13 protein-coding genes and 1 pseudogene are annotated in these 13,220 nt (G+C 69.8%); 8 read left to right on the top strand and 6 right to left on the bottom strand.

The window, feature by feature from the left end; genetic code table 11:
• Position 1: 1 nt before the first annotated feature.
• Genes N415_RS22500 through N415_RS22490 form a run of 3 tightly spaced genes read right to left on the bottom strand, consistent with a single transcriptional unit; the run spans position 2 to position 2,498 of the window.
• On the bottom strand, positions 2-646 hold the full coding sequence (locus N415_RS22500) for a nucleoside triphosphate pyrophosphatase (RefSeq protein WP_068186892.1): 645 nt from the start codon (positions 644-646) through the stop codon (positions 2-4).
• Positions 643-861: an acyl-CoA carboxylase subunit epsilon gene (locus N415_RS22495; protein ID WP_068186891.1), complete on the bottom strand. Its 219-nt coding sequence runs from the start codon at positions 859-861 to the stop codon at positions 643-645. The genes N415_RS22500 and N415_RS22495 overlap by 4 nt, the downstream gene beginning before the upstream one ends.
• Positions 858-2,498, bottom strand: coding sequence for an acyl-CoA carboxylase subunit beta (locus N415_RS22490; RefSeq protein ID WP_068186887.1), 1,641 nt, complete (start codon positions 2,496-2,498; stop codon positions 858-860). Before N415_RS22490 ends, N415_RS22495 begins: the two co-directional genes overlap by 4 nt.
• Before the next feature lie 50 nt (positions 2,499-2,548).
• On the opposite strand from N415_RS22490, the gene N415_RS22485 reads away from it, so the two are divergent.
• Together N415_RS22485 and N415_RS22480 are read left to right on the top strand one after the other, a co-directional pair.
• The gene (locus tag N415_RS22485; protein ID WP_068186885.1) at positions 2,549-3,373 is read left to right on the top strand and encodes a biotin--[acetyl-CoA-carboxylase] ligase; all 825 of its coding nucleotides are present in this window, start codon (positions 2,549-2,551) and stop codon (positions 3,371-3,373) included.
• A 10-nt stretch (positions 3,374-3,383) separates the two neighbouring features.
• The gene (locus N415_RS22480; RefSeq protein WP_068186883.1) at positions 3,384-3,902 is read left to right on the top strand and encodes a PH domain-containing protein; all 519 of its coding nucleotides are present in this window, start codon (positions 3,384-3,386) and stop codon (positions 3,900-3,902) included.
• Here N415_RS22480 and N415_RS22475 read toward each other — a convergent pair.
• Positions 3,857-4,516, bottom strand: coding sequence for a GtrA family protein (locus N415_RS22475; protein WP_068186882.1), 660 nt, complete (start codon positions 4,514-4,516; stop codon positions 3,857-3,859). The two genes, N415_RS22480 and N415_RS22475, sit on opposite strands and share 46 nt — an antisense overlap.
• Positions 4,517-4,582: 66 nt before the next feature.
• Between N415_RS22475 and N415_RS22470 the strand changes: the two are divergent.
• The 6 genes and pseudogenes from N415_RS22470 to N415_RS22445 all read left to right on the top strand — a co-directional run.
• Positions 4,583-5,813: pseudogene (locus tag N415_RS22470) on the top strand (5-(carboxyamino)imidazole ribonucleotide synthase); the annotation flags it as partial.
• Between the two features lie 30 nt (positions 5,814-5,843).
• Complete coding sequence (gene purE, locus N415_RS22465) at positions 5,844-6,359, top strand: 5-(carboxyamino)imidazole ribonucleotide mutase (protein ID WP_068186923.1); 516 nt, start codon at positions 5,844-5,846, stop codon at positions 6,357-6,359.
• Between the two features lie 25 nt (positions 6,360-6,384).
• Positions 6,385-7,554 (top strand): acyl-CoA dehydrogenase, encoded by a 1,170-nt coding sequence (locus N415_RS22460; protein WP_068186880.1) that lies wholly within the window; start codon positions 6,385-6,387, stop codon positions 7,552-7,554.
• Between the two features lie 216 nt (positions 7,555-7,770).
• The gene (locus N415_RS22455; RefSeq protein WP_239645666.1) at positions 7,771-8,937 is read left to right on the top strand and encodes a fused response regulator/phosphatase; all 1,167 of its coding nucleotides are present in this window, start codon (positions 7,771-7,773) and stop codon (positions 8,935-8,937) included.
• Between the two features lie 71 nt (positions 8,938-9,008).
• A complete protein-coding gene (locus N415_RS22450; RefSeq protein ID WP_081665425.1) occupies positions 9,009-10,520 on the top strand; it encodes a sensor histidine kinase in 1,512 nt (503 codons plus the stop codon).
• Entirely contained in the window at positions 10,495-10,944 is a 450-nt protein-coding gene (locus tag N415_RS22445) for a response regulator (RefSeq protein ID WP_068112478.1), read from the top strand. The genes N415_RS22450 and N415_RS22445 overlap by 26 nt, the downstream gene beginning before the upstream one ends.
• Here the strand turns inward: N415_RS22445 and N415_RS22440 are convergent.
• Both N415_RS22440 and N415_RS22435 read right to left on the bottom strand, forming a co-directional pair.
• Positions 10,941-12,128 (bottom strand): CoA transferase, encoded by a 1,188-nt coding sequence (locus N415_RS22440; RefSeq protein WP_068186873.1) that lies wholly within the window; start codon positions 12,126-12,128, stop codon positions 10,941-10,943. The two genes, N415_RS22445 and N415_RS22440, sit on opposite strands and share 4 nt — an antisense overlap.
• A 13-nt stretch (positions 12,129-12,141) precedes the next feature.
• Positions 12,142-13,056: a class I SAM-dependent methyltransferase gene (locus N415_RS22435; protein ID WP_068186871.1), complete on the bottom strand. Its 915-nt coding sequence runs from the start codon at positions 13,054-13,056 to the stop codon at positions 12,142-12,144.
• Positions 13,057-13,220: the final 164 nt, after the last annotated feature.

The following is a 13,220-nucleotide window of genomic DNA, read 5'->3' as shown; positions in this document are numbered from 1 at the left end:
ATTAAGTCTCGCGGATCTTGTCGGCCCACAGCGCGGCCACGGACAGCCCGGCCCGGCCCAGCAGCTCACGCAGCAGCGGCAGGCTAACGCCGATCACGTTCGACGGATCGCCCTCGATCCCGTCGACGAACCAGCCGCCCAGCCCGTCCAGGGTGAAGCCCCCCGCCACCCGCAAGGGTTCGCCGTCGGCTACGTACGCCCGCAGATCCGCCTCGGCCGGCGCGGCGAAATGCACTGTGGTGCAGGCGGATTGGACCTCGCGGTGGATGATCGCGCCGTCACGCAGCCGCAGCAGGCAGTGCCCGGTGTGCAGCCGGCCCGAGCGGCCGCCCATCAGCCGCCACTGGCTCACCGCGGCCTCGGGCGATCCGGGCTTGCCGCACAGCCGGCCGTCGACGGCCAGCATCGAATCACAGCCCAGCACAACGCAATCCGCCGCGGTGGCGCCGTCGAGCCGCCCGGCGACGTCGTCGGCCTTGGCCGTAGCCAGCGCGCAGACCACCTGGTCCGGCGGGGCGTCGGACGCCAGGCCAGCAGCGATTAGGTCCTCGTCGACGCCGGACACCACGACGAGCGGATCGAGGCCGGCCTGGCGTAGCACCTTGAGGCGGCCGGGCGAGGCCGACCCCAGCACCAGCCGGGTCAATGCCTCATGTGTGTCATCTGCTGCATGGTCAGCCGCTGGTAGTTCGACATCGCGTAGCGCAGCCGGTCGACCGGGAGCCCCCAGCGGGTGCTCTCCGGCTGAGTGGGCTCGGGCGAGGCGGCGCCGACGCCGCCGAGCACGGCCACCAGCGCCGCCAGCTCCGCGTCGGTCGGGTTCCCCTTGAGTACCTGGATGTGCGGCTCGTGCTCGGTCACAGCGGAATGTTCCCGTGCTTCTTGGGCGGCAGGTGGCTGATCTTGCGTTCCAGCAGGCGCAGCGCCGTGCCGATGTAGCCGCGGGTGTACGACGGCGGGATCACCGCGTCGACGTAGCCGCGCTCGGCCGCGACGTACGGGTTGACCAGCGTGTCCTCGTACTCCTGCTGCAGCTGCAGGCGCAGCGCGTCCACGTCCTCGCCGTTGCGCGCGGCCTCGGCCAGCTGCTGGCGGTACACGAAGCCGACCGCACCGGAGGCGCCCATCACCGCGATCTGGGCCGTCGGCCAGGCCAGGTTGACGTCGCAGCCCATGTCCTTGGAACCCATGACGCAGTAGGCGCCGCCGTAGGCCTTGCGGGTGATGACCGTGATCTTGGGCACGGTCGCCTCGCCGTAGGCGTACAGCAGCTTGGCCCCGCGCCGGATGATGCCGTTGTACTCCTGGCCGGTGCCCGGCAGGAAGCCCGGGACGTCGACCAGCATGACGATCGGGATGTTGAAGCAGTCGCAGGTCCGCACGAAGCGGGCCGCCTTCTCCGAGGCGTTGATGTCCAGGCAGCCGGCGAACTGGGTCGGCTGGTTGGCCACGATCCCGACCGGCCGGCCGTCGATGCGGCCGAAGCCGACGACGATGTTCTGCGCGTAACCGCCCTGGATCTCCAGGAACTCGTCGTCGTCGAGGATCCGGGTGATCACCTCGTGCATGTCGTAGGGCTGGTTGGGCGAGTCCGGGATCAGCGTGTCCAGCTCGAGGTCCTCCTCGGTGAGGTTCTCCTCGATGGGACCCGCGGGGGCGGGCTCGGCGTACCGGGGCGGGTCGGTGGCGTTGTTCGGCGGCAGGTAGCTCAGCAGGTCACGGACCCAGTCGAAGGCGTCCTGCTCGCCGGAGGCCACGTAGTGCAGCGTGCCCGACTTGGTCATGTGGGTGTGGGCGCCGCCGAGCTCCTCCATGGTGACGTCCTCGCCGGTGACCGTCTTGATGACGTCGGGGCCGGTGATGAACATCTGGCTGGTCTGGTCGACCATGACCACGAAGTCGGTCAGGGCGGGGGAGTAGACGTGCCCGCCGGCGGCCGCGCCCATGATCAGCGAGATCTGCGGGATGACCCCCGACGCGATGATGTTGTTGCGGAAGATCCGGCTGTACAGGCCCAGCGAGACGACGCCCTCCTGGATGCGCGCGCCGGCGCCGTCGTTGATGCCGATGAGCGGGCGGCCGGTCTTGATCGCCAGCTCCTGCACCTTGACGATCTTCTCGCCGTACACCTCGCCGAGGCTGCCGCCGAACACCGTGGCGTCCTGGCTGAAGATGCACACGTCGCGGCCGTCGATGGTGCCGTAGCCGGTGATCACGCCGTCGCCCAGCGGGCGGTTCTTGTCCAGGCCGAAGTTGGTGCTGCGGTGGCGGGCCAGGGCGTCGAGCTCGACGAACGAGTCCTCGTCGAGCAGGGCCAGGATGCGCTCGCGGGCGGTCAGCTTGCCCTTGGCGTGCACCTTCTCGACGGCCTCTTCGCCGACCGGGTGCAGCGACTCCTCCCGCCGCTTGTGCAGCTCGGCCAGCTTGCCCGCGGTGGTGTGGATGTCGATGGTGTGCTCGGCGGCGGGCTCGGCGGTGTGGTCGGTAACGCTTGTCATGGGACTCGATGGTATCGGCAGGCCCGGCGCCGGTGCTTAGGCTGGGTGGAGTGACGGACCGCGATTCGCTTCGGCAACCGCTGGATCAGGCCGCGCTGCGCGCCGAGCTGATCGGGACCGGGCTGGGCTGGCGCCAGCTCGACGTCGTGGACCAGACCGGCTCCACCAACGCCGACCTCTTGGCGCGCGCGGCGGCGGGCGACGAAGTCGCCGGGGCGGTGCTGATCGCCGAGCACCAGACGGCCGGCCGCGGGCGCCACGGGCGCGGCTGGACGGCCAGCCCACGGGCCCAGATCACGATGTCGGTGGGCGTCAGCGTCGTCGACGTGCCCACCGAGGGCTGGGGCTGGCTGTCCCTGGCCACCGGGGTGGCGATCGTCGACGCGGTGCTGGCCGTCACCGGGGTGCAGGCGGGCCTCAAGTGGCCCAACGACGTGCTGGCCGGTCCGCCGGATTCCCCCGGCAAGCTGGCCGGCATCCTCGCCGAGGTGGCCCGCCCGGTCGTGGTGATCGGCTTGGGGCTCAACGTGACTCAGGCCCCCGACGAGGTCGACGGGCCCGGCGCCACGTCGCTGTTCGACCTCGGCGTGCCCGAGCCGGACCGCGGCCGGCTGGTCGGCGCGGTGCTGACCGAACTGGGCAGGCGGATCGTGGCCTGGCGGGCCGCGCGGGGGGCGGACTGGGCGCTGGCGGCCGACTACCGGGCGCGCAGCCTGACCATCGGGCGCCCGGTGCGCGCCGTGCTGCCCGGCGACAAGGAGGTCGTGGGCACCGCGACGGCGGTCGACGACCAGGGCCGGTTATGTCTGGAGGCCGGCGGCCAAACCGTCGTGGTTTCCGCCGGTGACGTCGTGCATCTGCGCCAGCAGCGGTAGCTTTTTTCACGTGAGCTATCCGGACAACGCCCTGGCCGCCGGCGAGCAGGTCGTCCTGCACCGCCACCCGCACTGGAAGCGGTTGATCTGGCCCGTCGTGGTGCTGGTGCTGGCGACCGCCCTTGCCGCGTTCGGCTCCGGCTACCTCAACTCGACGCACTGGGAGCAGCTCGCCAAGAACATCATCTACGGCGTCATCTGGGGCGTCTGGCTGGTGATCGTCGGCTGGCTCACGCTGTGGCCGTTCCTGGGCTGGCTGACCACGCATTTCGTCGTCACCAACCGCCGGGTGATGTTTCGGCACGGGGTGCTCACGCGCAGCGGCATCGACATCCCGCTGGCGCGCATCAACAGCGTGGAGTTCCGGGACCGCTTGAGCGAGCGCATGTTTCGCACCGGAACGCTGATCATCGAGTCGGCGTCACAAGATCCGTTGGAGTTCTACAACATTCCGCGGCTGCGCGAGGTGCACGCGCTGCTGTATCACGAAGTCTTCGACACCCTGGGTTCGGAGGAGTCGCCGAGCTGACCGGACCGGCTCGCCTTTTTCCGCCACGACCGCAACAGGGTGACGTTCCCGACCTCCAGCTCGTCCTCCAGGACCTCGGCGAAACCGCCTGCGGTAAGGGCGGATTCGATCGCCTTGTCGGGGTTGCGGGCGAACTCGTCCGGAAACACCCAGCGCCGGAACGCCCAGAAGCGGAACGCCATCTGCAGCAGGTTGCCGATGATGTAGGCCGAGATGAAGTCGGTGATGTTCTCCAGCGTCAGCGACACCTCGGGCACCCGAAGCTGCAGCACGTAGTGCGAAAACCACAGCGGCGCCATGGAAAGCAGCACGCCGACGCCGCTGAAGGCGAAGAACAAGAACGCCTCGTGGTGGCGCTCGCGGCCGCCGCGGTCGCGGAAGCTCCACTCCCGGTTCAAGACATAGGAGGCGATGACCGCGACGATGCCCGCGATCACCTTGGCGGTCACCGGTTTGGGTTCGAGGATCGTCAGCTTGAGGGTGTAGAAGATCGCGGAGTCGATGACGAACGTGGTGCCGCCGACGATCGCGAATTTGATCAGCTCGTGATGGCGCAGCAAATGAGGCTGAACGGCCTCTGGCAGGCGCGAAATTACGGCATCGGCGAAGGACACAACACGTCAGTGTACGGACGGACGCGAAAACGACGCAAAATCTGCTTCGCCGCGGGCCGTGACACCATGATGGCCGTGCCGAACAAGCGCTCACCCAAGGCCGCCCCCGTCGTGGCGATGGTCGGCGGCGGTCAGCTCGCCCGCATGACCCACCAGTCCGCGATCGCGCTGGGGCAGACGCTGCGGGTGCTGGCGACCGCCCCCGGCGAATCGGCCGCGCAGGTCAGCCCCGACGTGATGATCGGCTCGCACGCCGATCTCGAGGACCTACGCCGGGTCGCGGCCGGGGCCGACGTGCTGACCTTCGACCACGAGCACGTCCCGACCGAGCTGCTGGAGAAGCTGGTCGCCGAGGGCGTCAACGTGGCGCCGCCGCCGCACGCCCTGGTGCACGCCCAGGACAAGCTGGTGATGCGGCGGCGGTTGGAGGCGCTGGGCGCACCGGTGCCGCGGTATGCCGGCATCGGCAACCTGGACGAGCTCGAGGCCTTCGCCGCGCGGGTGGGCGGCCCCGTCGTCGTCAAAGCCGTCCGCGGCGGCTACGACGGGCGCGGGGTGCGGATGGCCCGCGACCCCTTGCACGCCCGCGAAATCGCGGCCAGCTTCCTGGCCGACGGGGTGCCGGTGATGGCCGAGGAGCAGGTGAACCTGCGCCGCGAACTGTCCGCCCTGGTGGCGCGCTCCCCGTTCGGGCAGGGCGCGGCCTGGCCCGTGGTGGAGACGGTGCAGCGGGACGGGATCTGCGTGCAGGTGATCGCGCCCGCGCCGGACCTGGACGACGGCGTCGCCTCCGGGGCCCAGCAGCTGGCCCTGCGGTTGGCCGCCGAACTCGGTGTCGTCGGCGTGCTGGCAGTGGAGCTGTTCGAGACCGTCGACGGCGAGCTGCTGGTCAACGAGCTCGCGATGCGGCCGCACAACTCCGGGCACTGGACCATGGACGGGGCGCGCACCAGCCAGTTCGAACAGCACCTGCGCGCGGTGCTGGACTATCCGCTCGGCGACACCGACGCCATCGCGCCGGTGACCGTGATGGCCAACGTGCTGGGCGCCCGAGAGACCCCGGCGATGAGCATGGACGAGCGGCTGCACCACCTGTTCGCGCGGATGCCCGACGCGCGGGTTCACCTCTACGGAAAAGAGGAGCGGCCCGGCCGCAAGATCGGGCACGTCAACTTCCTCGGCGCGGACCCGGCGGGGCTGGTCCAGCTGCGTGAACGCGCCGACCTGGCGGCACACTGGTTGTCACACGGGCAGTGGACGGACGGATGGGATCCACATGCGCGCCGGTGACGATGCAGAGCGAAGCGATGAGGAGGAACGGCGCAATATGGGTAACGCTCCTCGGGTCGGCGTCATCATGGGCAGCGACAGCGACTGGTCGGTGATGGCCGACGCCGCCGAGGCGCTGGCCGAGTTCGACGTCCCGGCCGAGGTCCGGGTGGTCTCGGCGCATCGCACGCCGCAGGTGATGTTCGACTACGCGCGCACGGCCGCCGACCGTGGTCTGCAGGTGATCATCGCCGGCGCCGGCGGCGCCGCGCACCTGCCCGGAATGGTCGCCTCCGCGACGCCGCTGCCGGTGATCGGGGTGCCGGTGCCGCTGGCCCGCCTGGACGGCCTGGACTCGCTGCTGTCGATCGTGCAGATGCCGGCCGGCGTTCCGGTCGCCACGGTCTCCATCGGCGGCGCCCGCAACGCGGGCCTGCTCGCGGTGCGCATCCTGGCGTCGTCCGACGCGGCGCTGCGGGCGCGGCTCGTCGCGTTCCAAGACGAGCTGGCCGAGAGCGTGCGTGCCAAGGATTCGGCGCTGCAACAGCGCCACGGTAAAGTTACCGGCGAGTAGCTTAGCGAGTGCAAGGAGGCCGACCATGGCTGGATGGGCCGGAAACCCGTCGTTCGATCTGTTCCAACTGCCCGAGGAACACCGGGAGCTGCGGGCGGCGATCCGCGCGCTGGCGGAGAAGGAGATCGCGCCGCATGCGGCCGACGTGGACGAGAACGCGCGGTTCCCGCAGGAGGCGCTGGAGGCGCTGAACGCGTCGGGGTTCAACGCGGTGCACGTGCCGGAGGAGTACGGCGGGCAGGGCGCGGACTCGGTCGCGGCGTGCATCGTCATCGAGGAAGTGGCCCGCGTCGACGCGTCCGCCTCGTTGATCCCGGCGGTGAACAAGCTGGGCACCATGGGCCTGATCCTGCGCGGCTCGGAGGAGCTGAAAAAACAGGTGCTGCCCTCGCTCGCGGAGGACGGCGCGCTGGCGTCCTACGCGCTGTCCGAGCGGGAGGCCGGCAGCGACGCGGCGTCGATGCGCACCCGCGCCAAGGCCGACGGCGACGACTGGATCCTGAACGGCGCCAAGGCCTGGATCACCAACGGCGGCAAGTCGACCTGGTACACGGTCATGGCCGTCACCGACCCCGACAAGGGCGCCAACGGCATCTCGGCGTTCATCGTGCACATCGACGACGAGGGCTTCACCGTCGGCCCTAAGGAGAAGAAGCTCGGCATCAAGGGCTCGCCGACCACCGAGCTGTACTTCGAGAACTGCCGCATCCCGGGCGACCGGATCATCGGCGAGCCGGGCACCGGCTTCAAGACCGCCCTGGCCACGCTGGACCACACCCGTCCCACCATCGGGGCCCAGGCCGTGGGCATCGCCCAGGGCGCGCTGGACGCCGCGATCGCCTACACCAAGGACCGCAAGCAGTTCGGGGAGTCGATCAGCAGCTTCCAGGCCGTGCAGTTCATGCTGGCCGACATGGCGATGAAGGTCGAGGCCGCGCGGCTGCTGGTCTACCAGGCCGCCGCCCGGGCCGAGCGCGGCGAACCCGACCTCGGCTTCATCTCGGCCGCGTCCAAGTGCTTCGCCTCCGATGTCGCGATGGAGGTGACCACCGACGCCGTGCAGTTGTTCGGCGGCGCCGGCTACACCACCGACTTCCCCGTCGAGCGGATGATGCGCGATGCCAAGATCACCCAGATCTACGAGGGCACCAACCAGATTCAGCGCGTGGTGATGTCGCGGGCGCTGCTGCGCTGAATGCGGGACTCTGTTTCCGAAGGCGTCGGCGCACCGAATAGGATCTCCGACAGCAACGAGATAGGCCGGTAAGTCCGGCCCCAGCGTCGGTAAACAGGCACCGGCCATCCACTCCGACCGTCGTGCAAGAGCAAAGTCTTATCGCGGCCGCGGGAGCGTCCAATTGCTTAACATGGCTTCCCATGGGTTTCCATGGTTGACCGGGAATTGACGTGCATGCGCTCTTCAGCCAAGCCACTCTCGCTGCTGTTGGTCGAGGACGACCGGGCCGACGCGTTGCTGGTGGAGGAGCTGATCGCCGAAGCGGTCGCCGACATCCGGCTGACTTGGGCGCAGTCGATCGCGCAGGCCGAAGAGGAGCTCGCATCGGTGCGGCCCGACTGCGTGCTGCTGGACCTGAACCTGCCCGACGCCAGCGGGATCGACGCGCTGGACCGCATCGCCCAGCGCGACGCCGCGGTCCCCATCGTCGTGCTGACCGGGTTGAACGACGAATACTTCGGGGCCTCCGCGGTTGCCGCGGGCGCGCAGGACTACCTCGTCAAGGGGCGCGTCGAGCCCGAGATGCTGCGGCGCGCGCTGCTCTACGCGATCGAGCGCAAACGGGCCGAGCTCATCGCCGCAGACCTGCACGCGAGCCGGCTCCGGGCCCGCGAGAACGCGCTGCTGGAACGCGGCCTGCTGCCGTCGCCGCTGCTGCTCGACGAGCCCGGCATCGACATCGTGGCCCGGTACCGGCCGAGCCGCGAGGACGCCCTGTTGTGCGGGGACTTCTACGACGTCGTGCAGACACCCGACCGGGTCGTGCACGTCCTGATCGGCGACGTCGCCGGGCACGGGCCGGACGAGGCGGCGCTGGGGGCGGCCCTGCGCATCGCGTTTCGCGCGCTCACCTTCGCCGGGGTGCACGGCGTCGAGCTGATGCCGAAGCTCGAGCGGGTGCTGCAGTCCGAACGCACCGGCAACGGGATCTTCGCGACGGTCCTCAGCCTGGAGATCCACCCCGACGGCACCGCCGTCACCGCCGTCCGGGCCGGCCATCCGGGGATGCTGGTGCAAGACGGCGAGGCCGTCGAATGGGTGGAGCCGCCGGGCGGCCCGGCGCTGGGCCTGGGCGGCGACCACTGGCCGCGGCACGAGCTGCGCCTGCCCGCGGGGCAGGGGCTGCTGCTGCTGACCGACGGGCTCTTCGAGGGGTATTCCGGGGAAGGTAACAGGCGCCTGGGCGAGGACGGTCTGCTCGCGCTGGCCCGCAAGCATGCGAGGCTGCCCGGACCGGCGTTCGTCGACGCGCTCATCGACGGCGCCGAGGAACTCGCCCGCCCGCGCGGTGGGCTCAGCGACGACATCGCGGTGGTGCGCGTCGAGCGGACCACGACGTGAGCCCCGCCCTTCAGGTACCGCGCCTTAACCAGCTGACCGTGCGCGGCTGGCAGTTCCTGGTCCTGTCCACCATGGGCGTGATGGTGCTCGCCGGCGCGGTGGTCGGGGCCGTGCTGCTGCAGCGCTCCGACGGCATGCTGCGCGCGCTGGTCGACGGAATCCAGCCGTCGCGGGTCGCCGCCTATCAGCTGCAATCGGCGCTGCGCGACCAGGAAACCGGCGTGCGCGGCTACCTGATCGCGGCCGATCGCCAGTTCCTCACGCCGTACTACGACGGGCAGCACGCCGAACGCGAGGCGGCCGATGACATCCGACGACGGTTGGCCGAGCGCCCGGACCTGCTCGCCGACCTGGACGCGATCGAACAGGCGGCCGCCAACTGGCGCGCCAACTACGCCGAGCCCGCGATCGCGAGCGTGGTCCCCGACGCCCGCAACGTCATGAGCCGGCCCGCGGCCGAACGCGGCAAGGCCCAATTCGACCACCTGCGTGCCCTTTTCGACAGGCAGAACGCGAACCTGACCGCGGCGCGAAACCAGGCGGCCGACGAACTCAAACGCACCGACGCCTGGCGGGACCGGGTGCTCATCACCATGGTGCTGCTGTTCTTCGGCACGGCGGCCGCGCTGGGGATCCTGGTACGGGACGCGGTCACCCGCCCGATCGCGACGCTGGCCGCGGCCTGCCGGCGGATCACGCAGGGCGACTTCGGCGAGAGCATCGCCCCGCCCAAGCGGCCCAAGGACATTCGCAGCATGGCGATCGACGTGGACAACATGCGGCAGCGCCTCGTCGAGGAGCTCGAGGTATCCCGTTCGGCCCGCGCGCTTTTGGACGAGCAGGCCGTCGAATTGCGGCGTTCCAACGCCGAACTCGAGCAGTTCGCCTACGTCGCGTCGCACGACTTGCAGGAGCCGCTGCGCAAGGTCGCCTCGTTCTGCCAGCTGCTCGAGAAGCGTTACGGCGACCAGCTCGACGAGCGCGGGATCGAATACATCGGCTACGCCGTCGACGGGGCAAAGCGCATGCAGGTGCTGATCAACGACCTGCTCACGTTCTCCCGCGTGGGCCGCCTGGCCACCATGGAAACCGAGGTCGACCTCGGCACGGCGCTCGACGCCGGCCTGGCCAACCTCGCCGCCGCCGTCGAGGAGACCGACGCCGAAATCGTGCGGCCCACGCAGCCGCTGCCGGTCATCATCGGGGATCCCACGCTGCTGACCATGCTGTGGCAGAACCTGATCGGCAACGCGGTGAAGTTCCGGCACAAGGACCGCCGGCCCCGCGTGGTCATCGACTGCGAACGACGCGCCGATGAGTGGTTATTCTCCGTGTCGGACAACGGCATTGGCATCGCCGAAGAATTCACCGAGAAGGTTTTTGTCATTTTCCAGCGGCTGCACGGCCGGGACGTGTACGCCGGAACCGGGGTGGGCCTGGCGCTGTGCAAGAAGATCGTCGAGCAGCACGGCGGCACCGTCTGGGTCGACTCGACCTACACCGACGGGACCCGGCTTCAGTTCACCCTGCCCATCGCGACGAAAGAAGGAGGCCACGATGACATCGCCATCATCGGCCGGTAGAGCGATCGAGATCCTGCTCGTCGAGGACGATCCGGGGGACGAGCTGATCACGCGAGAAGCGTTCGAGCACAACAAGCTCAAGAACAACCTGCACGTCGCCCACGACGGGGAGGAGGGCCTGGACTTCCTTTACCGGCGCGGTCCATACGCCGACGCGCCGCGACCGGACCTCATCCTCCTCGACCTGAACCTGCCGAAATACGACGGCCGACAGCTGTTGGAGAAGGTCAAGTCCGACCCGGACCTGGCGCGCATCCCGGTCGTCGTGCTGACCACCTCCTCGGCGGAGGAGGACATCCTGCGCAGCTACCAACTGCACGCCAACGCCTACGTCACCAAGCCGGTCGACCTCGACGCGTTCATCACCGCGGTTCGCCAGATCGACGAGTTCTTCATTCAGGTGGTGCGGCTCCCGGGGCTCTAACCGGTGAGGAACTCCTCGTTGTGCTGCCCGGGCGCGGGTGGGGGTTCGGTGGCCCAACCGGCCGACGCGGCGTCGAAGCTGTCGTAGCGCGCCGGCATGCGAACGACAGTGATCGCGTCCTCGCCGCTGCCGACCCGCAGGGCGAGCTCGTTCTCGGCGAACAGCGGGGTGCCGACCACCTGCTTCCAGGTGTAGGCGTGGCAGGCCATCAGGCCGCCTTCCTGCAGCAGCTCGACCCATTCGGCCGCGGTCTTGGCCGCCAGCGCCGACTCGAGTTCCTCGGTGAGCTCCGGGTAGTTGAGCGCCCGGGCGCGCTGGTCGATGAACCGCTCGTCGGTCAGCAGGTCGGGGCGGCCGATGATCTCGCACAGCTTCGCCCAGTGCTTGGGCACGTACGCGCTGATCACCAGGTAGCCGTCGGCGGCCTTGAACGCGTCGGACGGTTGGGTGGCGAAGCCAACTCCCTTGCGCTTCTTGGGTTTCGGCTCCGCGTCGGGCTTCGGCTCGCTCGGCTTGTTGAGGTGGATGGTCAGCTGGCTGGCCTGCAGGTTGACCGCGACGTCGTACATCGCGACGCGCACGACGTCGGCCACCCCGTGGCGCTCGCGGTTGAGGAGCGCGGCCAGCACCGCCTGGGCCAGCACGTGACCGCTGGCGGCATCGACGAGCTGGAAGGGGATGATCTGCGGCTTCCCGGTCGGGGTGGGCATCCCGGTGGTCATGCCCGATTCGGCGGCGACCATCAGGTCGACGCCGGGCCGGTTGCCCTGCGGGCCGTTGCCGCCGTAGGCCGACAGCCGCGCGTAGATCAGCTTCGGGTTGCGCGCTCGCAGCTCGTCGGGCCCGAGCCCCATCCGTTCCATGACCCCGGGCCGAAAGCCATCCAGCACAACGTCGGCGGTGTCGACGAGCCGCAGAATCCGCTGCTTGCTCTCGTCGTCGGTGAGGTCCACCGCCACCGATTTCTTGCCACGGTTGTGGGGCAGGAACAGCGTGGGCAGGGGCGGGCGCCCGGGCAGGACGGCGGTGATGTGCCGGGCCGCCTCGCCGCCGGGGGCCTCCACCTTGATCACCTCGGCGCCCAGGTCGGCCAGCACCTGTCCGGCCAGCGGCCCGGCGATGTTCTGGGTGAAGTCCAGGACCCGATACCCGTCAAGTGGCTTGGCGGGCTTGCTGTTCGGCATGTGCGGCCTTCCTCTAAGCTGCCCGGTCCAGCACCGCGGTGCAGTAGTAGTTGCTGGAAAACGGCGTATTCTCGTCGGTCGACTGCAGCGGTAATCCGTTGTCGCCCAACAGCTGATTCAGCGATGTGCGCACCGGGCGCCAGCCGCGGTCGGCGAGGTAGGTCGCCACGTCGTTGCGCTCGCCGGGGAAGCCCAGGTTCTGCAGCTCGACGTCGAGGCCGTTTTCCTGCCACTTGCGGGTGGCCGCGTTGAGTGCCTGCAGGTTGGTCCCGGAGTTCATGAACACCTCGGCCACCAGCCGGCTGCCGCCGGCGGACAGCGCGGTGGCGTTGTCCAGCAACCGATCCTGCGCGTCGCCCGGCAGGAACCCGAGCAGGCCTTCGGCCGCCCACGCCGCCGGGCGCGCGGTGTCGAACCCGGCCGCGCGCAGCGCCGAGGGCCAGTCCTGGCGCAGGTCGATCGGCACCGCCCGCACCTCGGCGGTCGGCTTGGCGCCGAGTTCGGCGATCGTCTCCGTCTTGAACTCGATGACTTGCGGCTGGTCGATCTCGAACAGCGTCGTTCCCGCCGCCCATGGCAGCCGGTAGGCGCGGGCGTCCAGGCCGGCGGCCAGGATGACCACCTGGCGGATGCCCGCGCTTTGCGCTTCGGCGAAGAACGCGTCGATGTAGCGGGTGCGCGCCCCCTGGATGTCGGTCATGCGCTGCATGCCCCATGGGGCGCCGGGCACGTCGACGACGGCGGAGTCGAGCTCGCCGGCGGCCCACCTGGTGAAGAAGTCGATGCCGACAGCGCGCACCAGCGGCTCGGCGAACCGGTCGTCGATCAGGCCGTCGTGGGTGGCCCGGGCCCGCCCCGCGGCCACCATGGTGGCGGTGGCTCCCACGCTGGTCGCCAGGTCCCAGGTGTCGTTGTCGGTGCGCGCCATGTCGTCCCTTCTCCCCGCTACTGGTTAGCCACAATAACGACGCGGCTCAACCGCCGACCGCCCGCGGGTGCCGTGTGTAAGGGCCCGGACACGGTTGTGTTACGTCGGTGCGTGCCGGTTCGCGGCATCGCCCCGCCGTCGCTAGCCTCGCGTCAGTGTCAGGG

The organism is Mycobacterium sp. UM_CSW (assembly GCF_000455205.1).
In the GTDB taxonomy this organism is placed as follows: Bacteria; Actinomycetota; Actinomycetes; order Mycobacteriales; family Mycobacteriaceae; genus Mycobacterium.
The sequence above is the reverse complement of the archived record's forward strand: the minus strand, read 5'-3'. Positions and strand labels throughout refer to the sequence as shown.